The sequence below is a fragment of the Paenibacillus sp. 01T442 genome, from assembly GCF_056398345.1.
On record NZ_JBFTPF010000012.1, the window covers coordinates 85997 to 105608 of the forward strand.

15 protein-coding genes are annotated in these 19612 nt (G+C 47.5%); 11 read left to right on the forward strand and 4 right to left on the reverse strand.

Features of this window, described 5'->3' with window-relative positions; translation table 11 throughout:
* Nucleotides 1-335: 335 nt before the first annotated feature.
* Entirely contained in the window at nt 336-1565 is a 1230-nt protein-coding gene (locus tag AC1DLM_RS12760) for a helix-turn-helix transcriptional regulator (RefSeq protein ID WP_477570136.1), read from the reverse strand.
* Between the two features lie 180 nt (nt 1566-1745).
* On the opposite strand from AC1DLM_RS12760, the gene AC1DLM_RS12765 reads away from it, so the two are divergent.
* The 3 genes from AC1DLM_RS12765 to AC1DLM_RS12775 all read left to right on the forward strand — a co-directional run bounded on the left by AC1DLM_RS12765 (nt 1746) and on the right by AC1DLM_RS12775 (nt 5555).
* Nucleotides 1746-4064, forward strand: a complete 2319-nt coding sequence (locus AC1DLM_RS12765) for a glycoside hydrolase family 2 protein (protein ID WP_477570137.1) — start codon at nt 1746-1748, stop codon at nt 4062-4064.
* An 82-nt stretch (nt 4065-4146) separates the two neighbouring features.
* Entirely contained in the window at nt 4147-4278 is a 132-nt protein-coding gene (locus tag AC1DLM_RS12770) for a hypothetical protein (protein ID WP_477570138.1), read from the forward strand.
* 11 nt (nt 4279-4289) lie between these two features.
* Nucleotides 4290-5555, forward strand: coding sequence for an MFS transporter (locus tag AC1DLM_RS12775; protein ID WP_477570139.1), 1266 nt, complete (start codon nt 4290-4292; stop codon nt 5553-5555).
* 452 nt (nt 5556-6007) lie between these two features.
* Here AC1DLM_RS12775 and AC1DLM_RS12780 read toward each other — a convergent pair whose 3' ends face one another.
* Together AC1DLM_RS12780 and AC1DLM_RS12785 are read right to left on the reverse strand one after the other, a co-directional pair.
* Complete coding sequence (locus tag AC1DLM_RS12780) at nt 6008-6841, reverse strand: DUF72 domain-containing protein (protein ID WP_477570183.1); 834 nt, start codon at nt 6839-6841, stop codon at nt 6008-6010.
* A gap of 545 nt (nt 6842-7386) precedes the next feature.
* Nucleotides 7387-9120 (reverse strand): ABC transporter ATP-binding protein, encoded by a 1734-nt coding sequence (locus AC1DLM_RS12785; RefSeq protein WP_477570140.1) that lies wholly within the window; start codon nt 9118-9120, stop codon nt 7387-7389.
* 224 nt (nt 9121-9344) lie between these two features.
* Between AC1DLM_RS12785 and AC1DLM_RS12790 the strand changes: the two genes are divergently transcribed.
* From AC1DLM_RS12790 to AC1DLM_RS12820, 7 genes are all read left to right on the forward strand, one after another.
* Nucleotides 9345-10787, forward strand: a complete 1443-nt coding sequence (locus tag AC1DLM_RS12790) for an ABC transporter permease (protein WP_477570141.1) — start codon at nt 9345-9347, stop codon at nt 10785-10787.
* Between the two features lie 11 nt (nt 10788-10798).
* A complete protein-coding gene (locus tag AC1DLM_RS12795) occupies nt 10799-12307 on the forward strand; it encodes an ABC transporter permease (RefSeq protein ID WP_477570142.1) in 1509 nt (502 codons plus the stop codon).
* A gap of 122 nt (nt 12308-12429) precedes the next feature.
* Nucleotides 12430-14259: an ABC transporter substrate-binding protein gene (locus AC1DLM_RS12800; protein WP_477570143.1), complete on the forward strand. Its 1830-nt coding sequence runs from the start codon at nt 12430-12432 to the stop codon at nt 14257-14259.
* A 101-nt stretch (nt 14260-14360) separates the two neighbouring features.
* The gene (locus AC1DLM_RS12805; protein WP_477570144.1) at nt 14361-14840 is read left to right on the forward strand and encodes a hypothetical protein; all 480 of its coding nucleotides are present in this window, start codon (nt 14361-14363) and stop codon (nt 14838-14840) included.
* Nucleotides 14841-15101: 261 nt separating this feature from the next.
* Nucleotides 15102-16382 carry an ArsB/NhaD family transporter gene (locus AC1DLM_RS12810; protein ID WP_477570145.1) on the forward strand — a complete coding sequence of 427 codons (1281 nt, stop codon included), beginning with the start codon at nt 15102-15104 and terminating at the stop codon, nt 16380-16382.
* Between the two features lie 19 nt (nt 16383-16401).
* Entirely contained in the window at nt 16402-16680 is a 279-nt protein-coding gene (locus tag AC1DLM_RS12815) for a hypothetical protein (protein WP_441989718.1), read from the forward strand.
* A 60-nt stretch (nt 16681-16740) separates the two neighbouring features.
* Nucleotides 16741-17922, forward strand: coding sequence for a cation:proton antiporter (locus AC1DLM_RS12820; RefSeq protein WP_477570146.1), 1182 nt, complete (start codon nt 16741-16743; stop codon nt 17920-17922).
* A gap of 373 nt (nt 17923-18295) precedes the next feature.
* Here the strand turns inward: AC1DLM_RS12820 and AC1DLM_RS12825 are convergent, their stop codons facing one another.
* Nucleotides 18296-18742, reverse strand: coding sequence for a potassium channel family protein (locus tag AC1DLM_RS12825; protein WP_477570147.1), 447 nt, complete (start codon nt 18740-18742; stop codon nt 18296-18298).
* A 200-nt stretch (nt 18743-18942) separates the two neighbouring features.
* Between AC1DLM_RS12825 and AC1DLM_RS12830 the strand changes: the two genes are divergently transcribed.
* On the forward strand, nt 18943-19608 hold the full coding sequence (locus AC1DLM_RS12830; protein ID WP_477570148.1) for a Crp/Fnr family transcriptional regulator: 666 nt from the start codon (nt 18943-18945) through the stop codon (nt 19606-19608).
* Nucleotides 19609-19612: the final 4 nt, after the last annotated feature.

The window sequence follows — 19612 nt, forward strand, 5'->3', positions numbered from 1 at the left end:
TCGCCTCCTGAGCAGCTCGCAAGCATACGTTTATTGACCTAGGTATAAATAACTAAATCTTCTAGATCTTTATACCTATTATACTTAGGATTCTTTTTAGCTGAGCACGCATGTGTTACGAAAACAGTAATTTTCGCAACACGTTGGCTAGTGCGGGTGTGCGGCTCATGTGCACAAAAGGCCGCCAGCATTCGCTGACAGCCCTATCGTCTTACTCTGATTTGAGAATGACATCCTCGCTGTGCAAATCCCCGGCAAAAGACAACCCTTCAATTGCCTTCGGCTTTGGCAGCAGCGACGCGCTCACGATATTCCCCGGGCCTACAATCTGCCGCTTATATATTAGCGAGTATGTATTGGGAGGGTGTCATGGCCGTGCATTTTTTGAACACTCTTGCAAAATAATTGAGATCGTTAAAGCCCACCATGAAAGCAATTTCCGTAATTGGAATGTTGCCTCTTAGCAAATAAATCTTAGATGCCTCCACCCGCTTCAGATTGATATAATCGATCAGATTTATGCCGACATCCTGCTTAAACTTCCTTGAAAGATGCGAAGCATTGACATGAATATTTGCGGCAATCTGCTGCAAGGTCAGAGGCTTTTGCAGATTTAAATCGATATGATTGACCGCATTTTTTACAATACTGCTATAGCTCTTCGTGGAATAGACATGTACAGCCTCGCAGTACTCTTCGATGATAACCGCCGTCAATTTCTTCAACTGCGGCAGATTCGTCGACCTCTCAATCGTGATCGAGAATTTCTCCGATATATTATGTACATAAACCGGATGCAAGCCACCCTTCTCGGCGGCAATCCGGCATAAGGTATTGAGTGTAATCAATAAATTTTTCGTTGACCTAATTGGGCTCTCTGGAATGCGATCGGGGAGATTAAAATGGCTTCCTATTCCTGCGGTTATCCGACGAATTTCCTCCGTATTTCCCCTTGTGACTGCATCCATCATCTCTTTCTCATAGCGATAGCGAAGCTCAATCACAGAGATACTCTCCGCGATTTGACTCTCTTGCTCCTCTTTACGAAGAACGGGCTGAATGATAGCTGGACTGACCAATTGGCTGTCTGCATGCGGATGTGCACATAGATTGACAATGAAATCCCCCATCATGTTGGAGTCATTACTGCTCATAAACGATAAGGATTGGTAGAAGGATTGAAGCTGCTTGCGCTCACTGATCGGCAGATTACTTTTCACAATGACATCACTTATAAAATCCGCATTCGGAAAGCTTGATAGAAAAGGTCCCGCTAGCACGAATCCGCAATAGGACTGTTCCCGCCATACACCCACCGCAAGATATTCAAGTCCAACCTCATTGATGTAATAAAAGCAGCTCGTAGGACTTAGCCCTTGTAAGATCCCCTTTAATTCCGGGTACGCACGGCCTACTGACTGAATCACAGCGGGAAGCTGATGGTCCACCAGTTGAATAGCAACCTGATCCTCTGAGTCAATAAATCGGACATCCAACTTAATAAAATGGTGCAGCAACTGCAAGGTTTTATTAAAGGCATGTAGATCAAAATGACCATCTCCCAACTAGCTCATCCCCTTCTTATGAATACCCCTAGTATAAATCCACCTCAAGACAAGAAGCAATTTTCGTGCTAATCCAATCAAAATCGTGCGATCTCAAACAGGATAAATCATTTAAAATAGATTTGTAATCGTTTTCAACCTTGTGTAATCCATAAACTCACAAAAGGATGGGATCTATCCATGAGACAACTTATAAATATGAACCAATCGTGGTCTTTCAGCAAACAAGATATCGCCGTTGCGAATGATATTTTTTGGGATGCGAGCAATTGGGAACCGATCGACCTCCCCCACACATGGAATGCGATTGACGGCGCGAACGGATTTGATTTTTACAAAGGAACTTGTTGGTATCGCAAAAGCTTCTTCGTTAGTACGACGGCACATGGCAATCGCGTATTCATTGAGTTCGAAGGCTCCAACAGTATCACCGACGTTTATGTTAATGGGCACCATTTGGGGCAACACCGCGGCGGCTATTCAACCTTCCGTTTTGATATGACGGACGTGATCAGCGCCGGTGCTGAAAATACCCTTAGCGTGAGAGTCGACAACACGGTTGTGGACGATGTCTACCCGCAAATGGCTGATTTCACGTTCTTCGGTGGTATTTACCGGAATGTGAACATGATCATTGCTAGCCCGGTCCATTTTGACCTGCTGGATTACGGTTCCACGGGTGTCTATGTCATTCAAGAGGACGTTAGCCATGAGAAAGCCGTTCTTACGATCAAATCTAACCTAACGAATGATGAAGCTGTAGATAAAAAAGTAAGACTATGGGTAGATATCCTCGATGCGGCGGGGCGTCATGTCGCTTATGCAGCTAAAGAAGTCATGCTAGCCGCTGGTGAAACACAAGTCGTTGAAGTGCCAGTCGTGATCAAGAATCCAACGCTCTGGAACGGTCGCAAGAATGCGTATCTATATAACGCCCAAGTGTCCTTGATCTCTTATAACGATACGATAGATGCGCTAAGCATTCCGTTTGGTGTGCGTTATTTTGAAGTCGATGCGGACAAAGGCTTCTTCCTGAACGGTGAGCATCTGGCTTTGAATGGGGTTTCTCGTCACCAGGATCGCAAAGATATGGGCTGGGCGATTACGCCACAACAACATGAAGAAGATATGGCGCTAATCAAAGAAGTGGGTGCAACGTCCATTCGTCTCGCACATTACCAGCATGATCAACATTTCTACAATCTATGCGATCAAGAGGGGATGGTCGTGTGGGCCGAGATCCCGTTCATTTCGATCATGTCCAAAACGGAGCTAGAAGGCATCAATGCGAAGCAACAGATGATCGAATTGATCCGCCAAAACTTCAACCATCCGTCCATCATGTTCTGGGGCATCCAGAATGAGATTCAAATCGGCGGCGATACACCTGCGCTTCGCAAGCTCGTCAATGAATTGAATGAGTTAACGAAGAAAGAAGACCCTACGCGTTTGACGACGATGGCGAACGTGATGTTCGTTGAGGATACTGACGACTATAACCGGACAACTGACATTATTGGCTATAACAAATACTATGGCTGGTACAACGGGAAAGCGGAGGATTTTGCCGCGTGGATTGATGGCTTCCGCCAAACGAACCCAACAGCGAAGCTTGGGATCTCCGAATACGGGGCTGAAGGGATTATACAATACCACAGCAACGATCCGAAGGTGAAAGATTATACCGAAGAATACCATGCGCTGTACCATGAAATCGTGTGGGATATTTTCGCCAAACGTCCTTTCCTGTGGGCAACGTATGTATGGAATATGTTCGATTTCGGCGCTAACATTCGGGACGAAGGCGGCGTGAAAGGCCGTAACAACAAAGGCTTAGTCACTTACGATCGCAAGATCAAGAAAGATGCCTTCTATATGTACAAAGCGAACTGGTCTGATGAGAAATTCGTCCATATCGCAAGCAAACGCTATATTGACCGCGCAGATGACGCGATTAACGTGAAAGTCTACAGCAACTGTGACACCGTTACGCTTTATGTGAACGGTACTGAGTTAGCTTCACAATCCAGTGAGAATCGGATCTTCCTTTTCGACCAAGTAGCACTTCTTGCTGGCCAAAATGAGATCACCGTTATCGCCCACCAAGATGGTCAGACATTCGAAGATACGGCCTTCTTCAACAAGGTAGCCGTTGCCAACCCAAGCTATGAAGCGCCGGAAGAAAAAGGCGGTATCGTCAAGAACTGGTTCCAAGTTCCTGATCTTGGTGATGTGCAAGTCGAAGAGCTTGTTATCACCGATGACGTCTATTCCACTCGCTGTTCCATGGGCGAAATGATGAAGAACGACGCAGCGCGCGCGGTACTTGAGAAATATTTGGGCAACTTCTCGGAGCATCCGATGTTCGGCATGGCACAAGCGATGAAAATCGATATGCTGGCTTCGCTGGCAAGCGATATTTTCAACGAAACACTGCTATATGCACTGAATAAAGAGTTGACTCAAATCCGGAAACAGACGGAAATCAATACGCATTAGTTCCTAATTACTCCCGTTCAGATGGGGCGGCTTCGCCCCTTTTCTTGTCTTGTATAAACCTTGTCCACCTGGAGGAAAAACTATGAACACCATGACGAATTTACACAAACAACACATCGAAGTAGCCGCGAGAGAAACTAGGAAGTTTGGTATGCGTGATAAAATCGGGTACTTGTTCGGGGATTTGGAAACGATTTCTTTTTCATACTTGTAAGCTCTTTTCTCATGGTCTACTACACCGATATCTTCCATATCAGCGCGGCGACTGTTGGTATCCTCTTCCTCGTAGCTCGTATTTGGGACGCGGTTGCTGATGTGACTTGGGGCCGATTTATAGATACGCGCAAGGCGAGTAAGCATGGTAAATTTAAACCTTGGATTCTGCGAATGTCTTTCCCGCTTGTCGTATCTGGTGTGCTTATGTTCGTTCATATTCCTGGCATGTCGAACGGCTTCTATCTGACTTATGCCTTCATCACCTATATTCTCTGGGGAACCCTCTACAGCACCGTCAATATTCCTTATGGCTCCATGGCTTCATTCATCACGAGTGATCCTGTTGAGCGTACTAGCTTGTCTACGTTCAGAACAATGGGCGGACTGTTCGCCAGCTTGATTATTAATGTGGTTGGACCGCTGGTTCTATTCGTGAATAACAAAGCTGATGCGAACCACTTCATGATGGGTGCAATCCTCTTTGGCATCCTATCCATTTCTTGTTACTTAGCTTGTTACACGATGTCTACGGAACGCATTACGACATCAGCAGCACAAGAGATGAATACGAATATCAAGGTAACTTTGAAAGCAATAGGCAAAAACAAACCATTACTCTCGATTCTAGTCATCTCGCTGATGTTCATGATGTTGAACATGCTAACTGGCGCGGTTAACGTATATCTATTTAAAGACTATTTTGGAAGCGCATCCTCCCTGAGTATCGTCGGACTTGTTCAGGTAGTTGTCATTCTAATTGCCATTCCGTTGGCTAAACCTTTAGTCGCTAAATTTGGTAAAAAAGAAATCGCCGCTGCCGGCATGCTCCTTGCCGCTATCGTGAATCTTGTCCTTGCCTTCCTTCCAGGCCTAACAGCGATGCAGTTCATTGGCATATCCACATTAGGAACATTCGGATTCGCCTTCTTCAACCTCGTTGTATGGGCATTTGTAACCGATGTCATTGACTACCACGAATTCCTGACAGGCATGCGCGAAGATGGAACCGTCTACTCCGTGTACTCTTTCGCTCGTAAATTAGGCCAAGCCATCGCTGGTGGCATTGGCGGATTCGCGATTGCTGCAGTGGGCTACGATTCCGTACTTCCTAAGCAAACACAGGCTGCGTTGGAAGGAATTTACCGCTTAGGCACGTTGGTGCCGGGCATTGTATTCTTCGTGATTTTCATCATGCTCGTATTCGTCTATCCGTTAAATAAACAGCGTACACTGACGTTGGCTACAGACTTGGCTGCGAAGCGCGGCGAGGTGTAATCGAGGTAGGTGTAGCGAGATTTAGTCGGTGAGCGAGTCTTCTGTCCAATGACAACTTCATACGGATCCACGTTCCGCATCTACCACCAATTCGCCATTATAACCGCCATAGCGGAACCTCGTTCCGTATCGTCGAGAAAACCTACAAATACCCCTGCTGGTTAGCACGCTACAGTCATGTGCTTTCCACAGGGGCATTTGAACTTCAATTGAACGTCTAGAACTTCAGCAGTTCTATTCATCATCTTCCCATTTACGCGAATAAGCCTTCTTCGTAATCCAAATCGTTAGCCCAATCACAATAATAATGGCTATGATACTTCCTATAATTGCACCAACCACCTAGCACCGCTCCTTATATCTACTCTTACATCCCATTGTAACAAAAGTCGCCCCGTCCAAACAGCACCCACTTCGACAATTCCGCAACAGAAACCCAACCTCGCAATCTATTAGAACAAATCCAACTGCCTCGGCGCGAGCCCCTCGTAGTCTAAGCCCAGCATGCTCATCAACGTTTTCGCATTCCCAGCAGCATGTCCACCTGAGTTGTTGTTGAAAATGATGCAAACTTCGCGCGTCTGCTCCTGCAAGCGGAGCAACCTCACCTTCCACTCCAACAATTCCTGCGGATTGTAGTCGTACAGATACCGCACATCGCGCCAATTGGCCTCGCTCGTCTGAACCCATCCCCCGACATTCCGTCCGTGGAAGCGGACCATCGTCATGTCTGGATGCGTCGCCTCCAGGACGATCGGAACCGATCCAATTCCCGCCTGCGGCTCGTCGCAGATGCTGTGCATCCAGCCCTCGCGCTTCATGAAGGCCAGCGTCTTGTCGCGCATGTCCTCCGTGAACCAGCTCTGATGGCGGAACTCCAGCGCTAGCGGCACATCGCCCATTCTCGCCTTCGCCTCGCGAATCACATCCACACTCGCCTTGTTGCACGCAAACCAAGGTGGATACTGAAACAGCACCGCCTTCAGCTTCCCCGCTTCCTGAACCGGTCGAATGGACTGTAAGAATGCCTCGTACATCTGGTCTGCCCCACCGGCAAACGGATTCTCTCCCCGTAGATGGCCAGTCATCCCTTGATAGGCTTTGATTATAAACCCAAAATTCTCAGGAGTCTCCTGGACCCATTTCGCATAATTACGTTCAGGCTGAACCGCGTAGAAGGAGGTATCTACCTCCACGATCGGGAAATGAGCGCCGTACGTCACGAGCTTCCCTTTGCTCCCGCCCAAGTCATGGTCCCCCCAACCCGCTAAACCGATGTTGATCACTATTATCACCCCGTGCACAATCACTTTGTTAAACGTATTCTTTCATCCATCATAACATCCTCGTGCACCATTCCCAAAATAAACGCTCCGTCCTTCAAGGACGGAGCGTTTATGGAGAAATACAAGAAAAGGGACTGTACTTGAGAAGTACGTCTCTTTTTGTATACGGCAGCCACGTTGGCGCTCCTCTCTCGTGCAAGGAATGCGGGCAGCCGAGGGCCAAACACTAGCTTAACTGTATTTTGTACAGCTAATTTCACGTCTAATTCGTGTTTCAGTGATTTAACTGGAAATTATCCATTTAATTCCAATATTTCAAGAGAATACGGATGGAATTTGATGATTTAACCACATAAAATCCATCTAATCGTAGAATTTGGAGGAATTTGCAATAATTAACTGTATGTTTTCCATTTAGCCGGGTGGGAAAGCCGAAATCAGTTAAAGTGAAGTTTGATTATACATGAAATAAGGGGGAAAGATTCGCTTACCCAAAATTCTTGTATGTCACAAAAGCGCGTCCCTCCATGAAGGGACGCGCGTTATCATTCATTCACAGCCAGCCAATGGCCTGGCGTCACTTCAACAAACCGCGACCGCTCCAGCCCATACGGATCCTGTATCGACGAATCCATGAGTGGCACGAACGCCTTACGCGACTCCACCGCCGGATCAGGAACCGGAATCGCCGCGAGCAGCGACTTGGTATACGCGTGCATCGGGTTCGCATACAACTCTTCGCTCTCTGCGAGTTCAACGATCTTGCCCTTGTACATCACGGCTACGCGGTCACTGATATGCTTGACCATCGAAAGGTCGTGAGCGATAAACAGGTACGTCAGCCCCAGCCTCTGTTGCAGTTCCTCCAGCAGCTTGACGATTTGCGCCTGGATGGAAACATCCAGAGCCGACAACGGCTCGTCGCAAACGATAAACTCTGGCTCAACCGCCAGTGTTCGGGCGATGCCAATCCGCTGCCGCTGCCCGCCAGAGAACTCATGCGGATAGCGCATCGCGTGAGATGGGCTAAGACCGACCATCTCAAGCAGTTCTTCGATCCGATGCTGCCGTTCCCCCCTGCTTTTCGTCATGCGGTGGAGGTCCAACGCCTCGCCGATAATGTCGGCAACACGCATGCGCGGGTTCAGAGAAGCATACGGATCTTGGAAGATCATCTGCATGTAGCGTCGCATCGTCTTCATTTCCCTGCGGTTTAAGCGGTTGAGCGAGATCCCCTTGTACAGTACCTCTCCGCCTGTCGCTTCGTTTAACCGCAAGATGGTCCGACCCGTGGTGGATTTACCGCAGCCAGATTCTCCTACTACGCCTAGCGTCTCCCCGGCACGGATATCAAAACTGACATCGTTGACCGCTTTGATGATCTGGCCTTTGCCTAGATTGAAATGCTGTCTAAGCGACCGAACCTCCAGCAAGGGGCGATCATCTGCTGAATGAATGACAGAGGAAACGAGTTTAGGTTTCTTCTTCTCGTCAAGCCTTGGCAGTGCGTTCAGCAGACGCACTGTGTAGGGATGCTTCGGAGCAGAGAAAATCTCCTCCGTCGTGCCCGTCTCCACGACTTCGCCATCCTTCATGACTACGACCCGATCACACATGCCGGCTACGACACCTAGATCATGCGTAATCAAGATAATAGAGGTGCCCAGCTTGCGCTGAATCTCCTTCATCTGGTGCAAAATCTGCGCCTGAATGGTGACATCAAGCGAAGTCGTCGGCTCGTCCGCAATAAGCAGCGATGGTCGACAAGCAAGCGCGATCGCAATCATTACGCGTTGACGCATACCACCGGAAAATTCATGGGGATACTGTAAGTAGCGTGCTTCTGCGAAGGGGATACCAACAAGCTTCAGCATCTCAATCGCTTCCCGCTGTGCTTCTTCCTTGCCAAGCTTTCGATGCTTGATCAAACTCTCCTCAATTTGTCGACCGATACGCATCGTTGGGTTCAGGGAGGACATCGGATCTTGGAAGATCATGCCGATATCGCGACCGCGAATATGCTCCATCTCAAGATCTGACTTATCAGCGAGGTTCTGTCCTTGGAAGAGAACCTCTCCCCCCTTCACCATCGAAGGAGGTGATGGCAGTAACCTCATGATCGTACGTGCTGTAACGCTCTTCCCGCTGCCGGATTCGCCCACGATCCCCAGCGTCTCTCCCTCGCGAACAGAGAAGCTCACGTTACGAACCGCTTCAACTTCCTTATCTCGTGTGTAGAAAGAGACAGACAATTGCTTCACTTCTAAAATGGATGTCATATAATCACCTTTGAGTTGGGATAAACTTGAAAAGAAAGTTTCTATCATTCGTAAATACATGTTAAAATATAAGTTAATTATATCGCAACGATAAAAAAATTATATAATTCGAATAAAATAAACTATTTTCCGACCATTATTGACATTTTCAGCTGCCACTCTTAAAATCTACTATATCGATCGGAATAATGCAATATAAACGACCGACAAAGGAGCATACGAACTTGACCGGGCACACTTCAGATATGGATTCACCTCTAGTCGACCGACTCGGGAACATTTTTTCCAAAATGCTATTGCATCCTACTTATCGTTTTCTACTACTGCTGGCGGGGACTCCCTTGCATCTAATCGTCTATGTGGTTTACCTGTCCAACAAGAAGACGAGTATGCATAAGGCTAAGTTGGACAAGTTAGAACAACAATGGACTTCCTCCGGATATCGCGATCAGCTGTTCAAGGAAGCGAAAGAACAACTTGAACGCAAACACCGATTTTTCGGTCAGACCGTGGCACCAGATAAGCTGGATCGTGAAGCTAATCAGATCACGGCGATCAAGTTCAGGGAGGCGTTATTGCGTCACCTTGATGCTGAGCAAGATGGGAATGGCAAGTCGCAGACTACCTATGCCGATACATTCACCCAGTTGATCCGGCACCCAGCTTTTCTCGCTATATCCATTATTCCCGGTGTTCTCATGTACATGCTTATGTTGATTTATAACAATGCCTATTTCAAATATATCGCTGAACGGCTCGTGATGACCGTTTTCGTCATTTTTGGCGTCGCCTTTCTGGTCTTTACCATTCTCTATCTGTCGCCAATGAATCCTGCGGCCAACATTATCGGGGAAACGGCTACAGCCGAGCAGATTGCCAAGTTTAATCAGCTTTACGGGCTTGATCAGCCTTATCTGGTTCAGCTGTGGCATACGTTCCGAGGTATTCTGACATTCGATCTAGGCAAGTCGTTTGCGGGAAGTGAAGACGTCACTACCTCCATCGCCGCGAAGTTTCCCGTGACGCTGACACTAACCGTCATCTCCACGATTGTAGCTGTACTGATCGCGCTGCCGATCGGGTTGGTATCTGCCACTCGGCCGAATTCTTTCTTCGACTATACGTTCATGTTGATTGCACTGATTGGATTGTCGATCCCTAACTTCTGGCAAGGGCTCGTCCTTATCTTGAATTTCTCAATCAAGCTGCACTGGCTCCCGGCTACGTATAATCCGAATAATGCCTTGACGATGATCATGCCGATTGTCGTATTAGGAACAGGACTTACAGCGGCCGTCGCCCGGATGACGCGTTCTTCTACACTAGAGGTCATCCACGAGGATTATATTACGACTGCCCGGGCCAAAGGGTTATCTCGCGGCCAGGTGCTTTGGAAGCACGCCGTGGGTAATGCGCTAATCCCGATCATTACGGTCATCGGACTTCAGTTCGGTGCCATGCTCGGCGGAGCGGCTGTGACAGAGAAGGTTTTCAATATCAACGGGATTGGAAGCTATATCGTGGACAAACAGTTCATTCCCGATATTCCCGCAATTATGGGTGGCGTCGTCTATACAGCCATCACAATCTCTATCGTCAATGTCGTCATTGACATTTTATATGCCTTTTTTGATCCAAGAATCCGTTCCAAAATGAAACAATACTAGCAGGTGACAACGTGACCAAACCGATACTTACTAAACAGGACACTCATTTCAGATTACGTACCTGCTCCGAATACGGACAAGCCAGCTTTGCGGGGATCGCCTCCTTAAGCTTGGCGCTGGTATTGTTGATCAACAGCTTCGAAGGAGCTCACCTCGCTGTGCATTCAGCCGTGTTCGCTGCCTTTGTCTCGTATTTGGTCTTTGCACTTCTTCAACTAGGAACAATGGCTTTGATCCGCAGAGATCTGCTTCAGCATGGTAAGATCCGCCGCGCCACTCGATGGTTAGGCTACTTGCTTTTGCTCAGCTTGCTGACTGCGAATATTTTCATCGTTACAGCTGCCTTTCAGCTCATCAAACGCAAGAAGAATGCAGCATATATTCTCTCGTTCTACGCATTATTGACGACCTTGTTCGTTTTCGCTGTCTCAGCTCTAAACGTCTTCAAGCCGTATGTATCCAACTTATTCGTACCGGGTATGGGCCTCATTTTAATCGCGGGAGCCATTCAATTACTTGCTCTTCTTCTGATCTCCCGATATGCAGATGACCAGCTTATGCCCAAGTGGATGTGGGTAGTCGCGGTACTGCTGCTTGTAACTGCTCTAACGGGCAATGTGTTCGCCTTGGCGCTTGGCATCCTGTTGATGTCCAAACTTAAGAACAGAGATGGTTCGTCCGGCACGAAATTAAATGAGGTTGTTGATCGGCTGTCCCGCAGTTCTACTTCCATGCTGGGTCTGTGGTTCATCGGTTTTCTTATTTCAATCTCGTTGTGCAGCTACTTGACGTTCGACTACGGGATGGCGATCGATAATAATTACGGAGCTATTCTGCAATCGCCAAGCCTTGCCTATCCGCTTGGTACGGACAACTTCGGTCGATGTCTGTTCTCTCGGATCGTATTCGGTGCACGCATCTCGCTCTTTGTTGGTATCCTCTCTACATTAATCCCTGTCATTATTGGAGGCTCACTGGGAGCGATATCCGGCTACTACGGACGCAGTACGGACAATCTCATCATGCGAGCGCTTGATATCTTGTACGCCATTCCAGGCATCCTGCTTGCCATCGCGATCATCGCGGCATTCGGCGCCAGCACGGTCAATCTCATCATCGCACTGAGCGTAGGGGCCATTCCTACGTATGCTCGGACCATGAGAGCCAACGTGCTGCTCGTCTCTACGCTTGAATATGTGCAAGCGGCGCGCGCTTTCGGCGCTGGCGATTTTATCATTTTGCTCAGACATATTATCCCGAACTCCATTGCGCCAATGATCGTTAAATCTACGTTGACTGTCGGTGGAGCCATCATCTCAACAAGCAGCTTGAGCTACCTCGGACTCGGCGTCGAACCGCATATCCCCGAGTGGGGTAATATTCTAAAGGTCGGAAGTTCCTATCTCGAAACTCATGCCTACACGGCAATTTATCCTGGCTTGGCTATCATCGCACTCGTGCTGTCCTTCAACTTCCTTGGAGACGGACTACGCGACGCGCTAGATCCAAAGCTTGACTAAAACAAGCAAGTCATCTTGGAATATTCATTCTTACTCCATGGACCTCATCGTTACACATACACTTGAAGGAATATGGAATGAATGTGCGTTCATACACTTACTTTTACTAGGAGGGTCAATCTATGATTAAGAAAAGCAAGGTCGTCATCCCCGTCATCCTCGGTGCCTCTTTGATGCTGAGCGGATGCAATTTCACAACGAAGGATGCTGCGTCACCATCACCAGGAGCATCAGCTGCTGCCAACACTACCCCTGTAGACATCGAACTATTGGGTATGAGCTCCAACGAAACAGACCTTAACATCGTTCGTGACCAACTTACGAAGAACGGTTTTAACGTGAAGTTGAACATCCAGCCGGATTACGGTACGTTCAAAGCGCAACAAGATGCAGGCAATTTCGATGCTGCCTTGTCCAGCTGGACTACGGTTACAGGTAACCCGGATTATGCGGTACGTTCCCTTTTCAAAACAGGTGGCGACTACAGCATTATGTCCGATCCTGAGATCGACAAGCTGATTGATCAAGCAGCAGCACAGACACCAGAGCAGTACACAGAAACTTACAAGAAATTCGAACAACAATTAGTGCTAGACAAGGCTTACATCGCACCGCTTTACAACTCACTTAAAGCACAAGCGTTCAATCAAGATGTGCTGAAGAAAGAGTCTGTACGTCTCTCGAAATCACGCTCCCTTCCATGGGAAGAGCTAGACTTCAAGGATACGGCCAAACGTGCGAAAGACCCGATCATTCTGCAATCCACGCTTCCATCTTTGACATCCCTCGATCCGATCAAAGGCAATGACGGTTCGATCAATATTATCAACACGAACATGTACGTACGTCTACTCAACTTGACAGATGACGACAAGCTAACGGCTGAAGGCTCACTTTCGCACAACTTTGCCATCGCCAACGGGAATTCAGACTACTACTTCTTACTTCGTGACGATATCGACTTTGCACAAATTAAGAACAAGCTAGCCGCTGACTCTGGCGAACGCGTTGGTGCTGAAGATGTTATTTTCTCGCTAAATCGTGCCAAAGACAAAAACTCTGTACCGAATCACCGTACTTTCACTTTGCATGAGCACATTAAAAATGTAGAACTCGTGACCGACCCTGCCGTACTTGAAACCGTTAAAGTATCCGGTGGCTCCGACACAATCAAGTCGAGTCTCGAAAAAGGCCTTGGCACCAAAATTTCATCCCTAGTCGCGGATAAAACAAAAGCAAGCAATAAAGAAGGCAAATATCAAGTTGTTAAGCTGACAACGACGGAACCGTTCCCGCAAGTTTTGAACTATCTAGCACATCAATCGGCGGGTATCGTCTCCAAGAAGCAAGTTGAAAGCATCAACACGTACGATGTAGCCAAATATGACGTAAATAAAGACATCGCGTACGGCGACCAAGCGACGATTACTGAGGGTGCTAAATACAACAACACGTTGGCTACAAGCGGTCCTTACATTTTGTCTTACAAAAATGATTACGAAGCCGTTTTCTACAAAAACCCTGGTTATATGAAGGGGACAAAGTACGAGCCGAAAGTTGACTCCATCAAAATTCGTTTCATCAAAGATGCTGAAGCCACCCTGTCAGCGCTTAGAAGCGGTGAAATTCACTTGTACTACGGCGTGTCCGAAGTGAAGTTCGACGTTGTCAAAGCGGATACTAAGCTTTCACTCCAAACGATCCCAAGCAACGCTGTCTCCTACTTGCTGTTCAACACCAAGAACCGTGAAGTTGCTAAGAGCGCTGACTTGAGAAAAGCTGTACTTTACTCTATCAATCAAGACGAATTCCTTGCTTACTACAAGAACAATAAGTTCAAAGCAATCTCGACATTAAGCCCGCTTGTCAAAACGGGATTAGAAATCAAAGCAGATTCTGCTAAAGTGAAGGATTTCTTGAGCAAGTATAACGCAAGCAAATCCGGTAAGTAATTCAACTGCTAAACATGCTAAGAAGACTGCCTCATCGTCGATACGACGGTTGGGCAGTCTCTTTCATACAAACCACATCGTACAGACAGGAGCGAATCCAAATGCCAACTCCCGAAGCCAACCCAGTTAAACTGTCGCAATGGGATGCACTCATCCTAGAATCACTCAAGTCCCAAGAATCTTCCGCAGATGAGCTTCTTAGGCGGGTCCAAGCTGGCCAGCTTCCGGTAGATGAAAGCAAGTTCCAATTCGACTATACGCGCTTAACCGAGCTCGCGAGTGACGATCTCGCCGCGTTCGAGCAAGCCGTTCGTCAAGGCTACCAGATCAAATATAATACGCTGCGCGGCATCGCCAGCTGGATTCTCGTCGTTTTCGGTCAGGAGCCTGAGTTGCAGCTCGAACCCGGTCACGAAGCGGTCGTGGCAACTCTTACCGCGGAGCAGCATCAACGCCTGACTGCCGTCCTCTCCTATGGGTGGACCGTGCGCGGCGAGCAGGCAGCTACGCCTGAAGCGAGTTCGACATACGTGATCGAGCCTTTAACACGAGGCAATTCAGCAAATAGCATTATGCCATAACGTTATTGGGGTTATTAGCACATTTTCAAGGGAAATAGAATGATGGCATAACGTTATCTGCTGCAACAACCCCATGATGACATCACTTTATCTTTACAACTCCCAACGGAGCAGGTATAGTTACGCTATATAGGATTGACCCGGAGGAGCCTGCCAAAAGCGGGCTCTTTTTATCTTTTTCAGGGAACTGTGGTCCTCCCTCGTACATAATTCAGGACAATACTGGAAATCCTGAAATAAAGTTAAATGGAGGCAGATTTAGTGGAATTACAAGCTTACTGGGCGATCGGCATCTTCTTACTTATTTATGCGATTATCATTTCCGAGAAAATCCACCGCACCATTATCGCGATGATCGGCGCCGTGCTGATGGTTGTTTTTGGCATCGTCAGCCAAGAGACAGCTCTGCATCACATCGACTTCAACACGCTGGGCCTACTCATCGGGATGATGATAATCGTTGGCATTACGGCGGAGACGGGGCTTTTCAAATATGTCGCGGTGAAGGCAGCGAAGCTCGCCAAGGGACAGCCGCGAAGGATATTGATCGCGCTTGTGATCATCACAGCGGTATGCTCGGCCTTTCTAGACAATGTGACTACGGTCCTTCTGATGGTCCCTGTCACCCTGAGTATCACGAGGCAGCTTCGGGTAAATCCGTTCCCGTTTCTTTTTACACAAATCATTGCTTCCAACGTCGGAGGAACTGCAACGTTGATCGGTGATCCGCCTAATATTATGATCGGAAGCGCGGTGAGTGAGCTCACGTTCATGGCGTTTATCTCCAATTTAACACCGATCGTCATCATTATCCTGCTGGCATATATTCCTTTGTTCCTTCTACTGTTCGGCAAACAAATCAAGTCTACGCCCGAGCTGCAACAAAGCATTATGGCGATGGATGAGAAGGCCATGCTGACGGATCGGAAGCTCCTATGGAAATGCCTCATCGTTCTGGCCCTTACCATTCTAGGCTTCTTCCTGCATCAAAGCCTACATCTAGAATCGGCTACGGTAGCACTGAGCGGCGCGTTTCTGCTGCTTCTCCTGACTGGCGAGCACATGCTGGAGCCTGCTTTTGCCAGTATCGAGTGGCCTACGATCTTCTTCTTTGTTGGTCTTTTCGTGCTCGTGTCCGGACTCGTAGAAACAGGCGTGATTACGCAGTTAGCTGCGCACGCGATTGAATTAACGGGCGGTAATGAATTCGCAACCTCAATGCTGATTCTGTGGCTGAGCGCGATTGCATCGGCTTTTCTCGACAACATCCCGTTCGTTGCCACCATGATTCCATTGATTCAGGAAATGGGTAATATGGGCGTGAGCAATCTAGAGCCTCTGTGGTGGAGTCTGGCTTTGGGCGCTTGTTTGGGCGGCAATGGTACGTTAATCGGGGCGAGCGCAAACTTGATCGTAGCTGGCCTAGCCGGAAAAGAAGGCTATCCGATCACCTTTATGAAATATTTGAAATATGGCTTCCCGCTGATGATCATCTCGATCGTTCTGTCCAGCTTCTATATTTATTTCAGGTATTTGATGTGAGAAAGAGGAGGTAAGTGCCATGTTAACGTACACGTTTGACGAAAAAGCTATCGAACTCAGTGAAACAGCCAACAACCAAGATATTGAATTTCGTATTCATGTTCTCGGGGATGCCACTATGGATCAGCGGGTGAAAGACGTTCAGCACGATTTTGACCATAATCACGTTATGACCGATGTCTTGTTCTACGCTTTCCACGATCATAAGTATCAATTCATTGTCCGCAAGGATTACTATGAGGCCTTTATTCTATCTCTTATGAAGCATCGCATTTTGACTAGTGTCACTTGGCTGTAGCGAAGTTGGTAACATTGTTTACACAATTGGAACACTTGGGTGAAAAGGAGAGGAACTGAGATGATTCACTACTGGCTAGTCCTGCTTGCCATTGCGGTAGCCATTGCCTATTTGGCTGATAAAACGAAGCAGCCCTACCCTACACTGCTCGTCATAGCTGGTTTACTCCTTGGACTTCTCCCCATTCCCGCTATGGATGAGTTGAAAGATTACATTGCTTCCGACCATGTGTTTCAAACTACGGTTATCCTGATCTTCTTATCCGCCCTCATTGGGGATGCCGCAATCAAGCTGCACTTCCATGAGGTGAAGGAAAACAAGCGGCCTATCCTGCTGCTCTCCTTACTCGGCACGTTGATCACCTTTGTTCTTGTAGCGGTGCTCTGTTCTGTTTTCTTAGGTCTCTCCCTGCAAAAAGCACTCGTATTCGGCGCCTTGATGGCGGCTACCGATCCCGTTTCCGTGCTAAGTATCTTCAAGTCGCTAGGACTGAACTCGAAGTTATCTACCATCGTCGAGGGTGAAAGCTTGGCCAACGACGGTGTCGCTGTCGTCCTGTTCAAAATTGCGCTAGTCACCACGATGCTCAGCATGTCCAGTCTCCTTGACGGCACATTAGAGTTTGCTAAAGTGGTCATCGGCGGCATGGCAATCGGAATCATTGGCGGCTTCCTAGCTTCCCGAATCACCTCGCGGATCGATAACTATCTCGTCGAAATTGGTCTTTCCATCGTCTTGTTCTATGGCGTATTCGAGATCGCTGAGATGTTTCATCTATCTGGCGTAATTTCGGTCGTCTTCGCTGGACTATTGCTCGKGACTTATGGGAAGAACATCGGCATGTCCGATACCACGCTGGAGAAAATGGACTCCTTCTGGGAAGTCATCGCCTTCATTGGCAATGCCCTTATTTTCCTTATGGTGGGCTTGGAAATATCGAACATCAACTTCACGGACAAATGGCAAGAGATCGGCGGCAGTATCGTCATCGTCCTCCTCGCCAGATTCATCGCCGTGTATGTAAGTCTTGCCATGGATCGCGATATGCCTTCGGCTTGGAAGCCCATCATCGCTTGGGGCGGGCTGAAGGGCTCGCTGTCCATTGCACTCCTGCTAGGCGTGTCGCCTGCGTTCGAGGGTCGCGACCTGCTGCTCGCGATGACGTTCAGCAATGTGGTCTTCTCATTGCTCGTTCAAGGGACGACGTTGAGCCGGTTGGTTGCGGTCTTGAAGGTGAAGTGAGAGGGCTTATACTGCGATATGGGGGTATGCCCTTCACAACCACGATGAGGAAACCTGAGGACTGCCTCCCGAGCCTATTAGGCCTGTTTTACATAGTTTACAGATGGCTATCCGGCCACACATTCTCATTAACTGGAAAAACTCCAGTTATTTATCCGATTCTAGCTGGATTCTGAAGATTAACTGGAAAACATGAAGCTAATTTTTAAGTTCCTGTCGTTTTTGCAGCAAATACTTGAAATTAAATGTATATTTTACAGTTAATCCTACAAAATCAATGATTTTCATATAATTACCTGTATATTTTCCTGTTATTTCACACCTGACCTATCGACAAAGAGCCAAGAGGACCAACTCCCTCCTGGCTCTTCTTCTATTTCCGCGTCAACCGTCCGTACGTTTCCTTATCACAAATCACGAACAGCTTAGCTCCCGGCGGAATCTCTTCATGAAGCCTTTTATTGATATTCAGAGGCTCGCCATCTGAGATCAGTGTTGCACCCTTTTGCAACAAAATTGGCGATTTTTCCAGTGTATCTATAAGGACAATCTCCATGAGAGGATCTGAGTTTAGAGTCTCGTTAATCGCATTCTCTGCATGCTGACTCCAATCAATGATGACAAAATGATTCTCCCCTGCAAATTTCAATTTCCCTTCCTCCTTCATCCGCTGATACACAAATAAGGCATCCACGACTTTGCTAATCGTGATGGAAATAAGCCCAATACCGAAGATATAGACGACGATCCCTAGGCATTTGCCTGCAACCGTATGTGGATAGAAGTCACCATAGCCGCTCAACAATTTCCAGACTTTCATTTAGTATATCAAGAAAAATGACGCTAGATGAATGAATCCTAAAGTTTCTAGCTCTTTGAACTCACGATATTTTTCATTTTGTCGGGAATCCGACATTCTAACGTGATATCATGTGATAATATACATATAACAGATTGGAATACTCGGCATTAAATGAAGTGCACGCTTTTAAGAAATACGAATGGGAGTATGATCCTATTATGGACCAATTACATGAGCTTGCTGACCTTCAGGACAAAGACCCTACAAAGGAAGTCATGATTGAGGCTTTTCGCAAACATGGTATTAGTCATACTTACCGAAAAAACGAGTTTGTTTTTCAGGAAAATGACTTGCCCAGCGGTGCCTATTATGTGGCTTCAGGATTAATTAAGATTTCCCAATCTTCCGAGGAGGGGCAAGGGATTACCTTATTTCTTCGCTACGAGGGAGAGGTTTTCGGCAATGCGGAAGTGTTGACGAACATCGCTCGAAAGCGCTACGCCAAGTGCCTAGTGGACAGCCACATCGTTACACTAGACAGCCGGAAATTTCTCGAGTTGGCCAAGGAGAATGCGGAGTTTTCCTACTCCGTTGCCGTGCTAGGTGCTCGCAGACTCCTGCAAACACAGCGAATGGTCGAAACCTTAATCTCCCGCCCCGTCGCGTGGAGGCTCGCTTGGTTCCTCCTGCAGCTGGGCAAGCCGACAGAGGAGAAGCTTGAAGTTCAGGTGCCGCTCAGTCATGAAGAAATTTCCTATGTCATTGGCTGCAGCAGACAAACCGTCACGGAAACATTGAACAATTGGCGCGATAAAGGACTTATCGATTATGCCAAAAAGAAGATCGTCGTTTATCATCCGAACCGTTTCTTCACAGATATATAGATGA

Bases quoted from the DNA above. Each gene is read 5' to 3' on its own strand.
- AC1DLM_RS12765 (WP_477570137.1), top strand. From the start codon at position 1,746: ATGAGACAACTTATAAATATGAACCAATCGTGGTCTTTCAGCAAACAA.
- AC1DLM_RS12770 (WP_477570138.1), top strand. From the start codon at position 4,147: ATGAACACCATGACGAATTTACACAAACAACACATCGAAGTAGCCGCG.
- AC1DLM_RS12775 (WP_477570139.1), top strand. From the start codon at position 4,290: ATGGTCTACTACACCGATATCTTCCATATCAGCGCGGCGACTGTTGGT.
- AC1DLM_RS12785 (WP_477570140.1), bottom strand. From the start codon at position 9,120: ATGACATCCATTTTAGAAGTGAAGCAATTGTCTGTCTCTTTCTACACA.
- AC1DLM_RS12800 (WP_477570143.1), top strand. From the start codon at position 12,430: ATGATTAAGAAAAGCAAGGTCGTCATCCCCGTCATCCTCGGTGCCTCT.
- AC1DLM_RS12805 (WP_477570144.1), top strand. From the start codon at position 14,361: ATGCCAACTCCCGAAGCCAACCCAGTTAAACTGTCGCAATGGGATGCA.
- AC1DLM_RS12815 (WP_441989718.1), top strand. From the start codon at position 16,402: ATGTTAACGTACACGTTTGACGAAAAAGCTATCGAACTCAGTGAAACA.
- AC1DLM_RS12825 (WP_477570147.1), bottom strand. From the start codon at position 18,742: ATGAAAGTCTGGAAATTGTTGAGCGGCTATGGTGACTTCTATCCACAT.
- AC1DLM_RS12830 (WP_477570148.1), top strand. From the start codon at position 18,943: ATGGACCAATTACATGAGCTTGCTGACCTTCAGGACAAAGACCCTACA.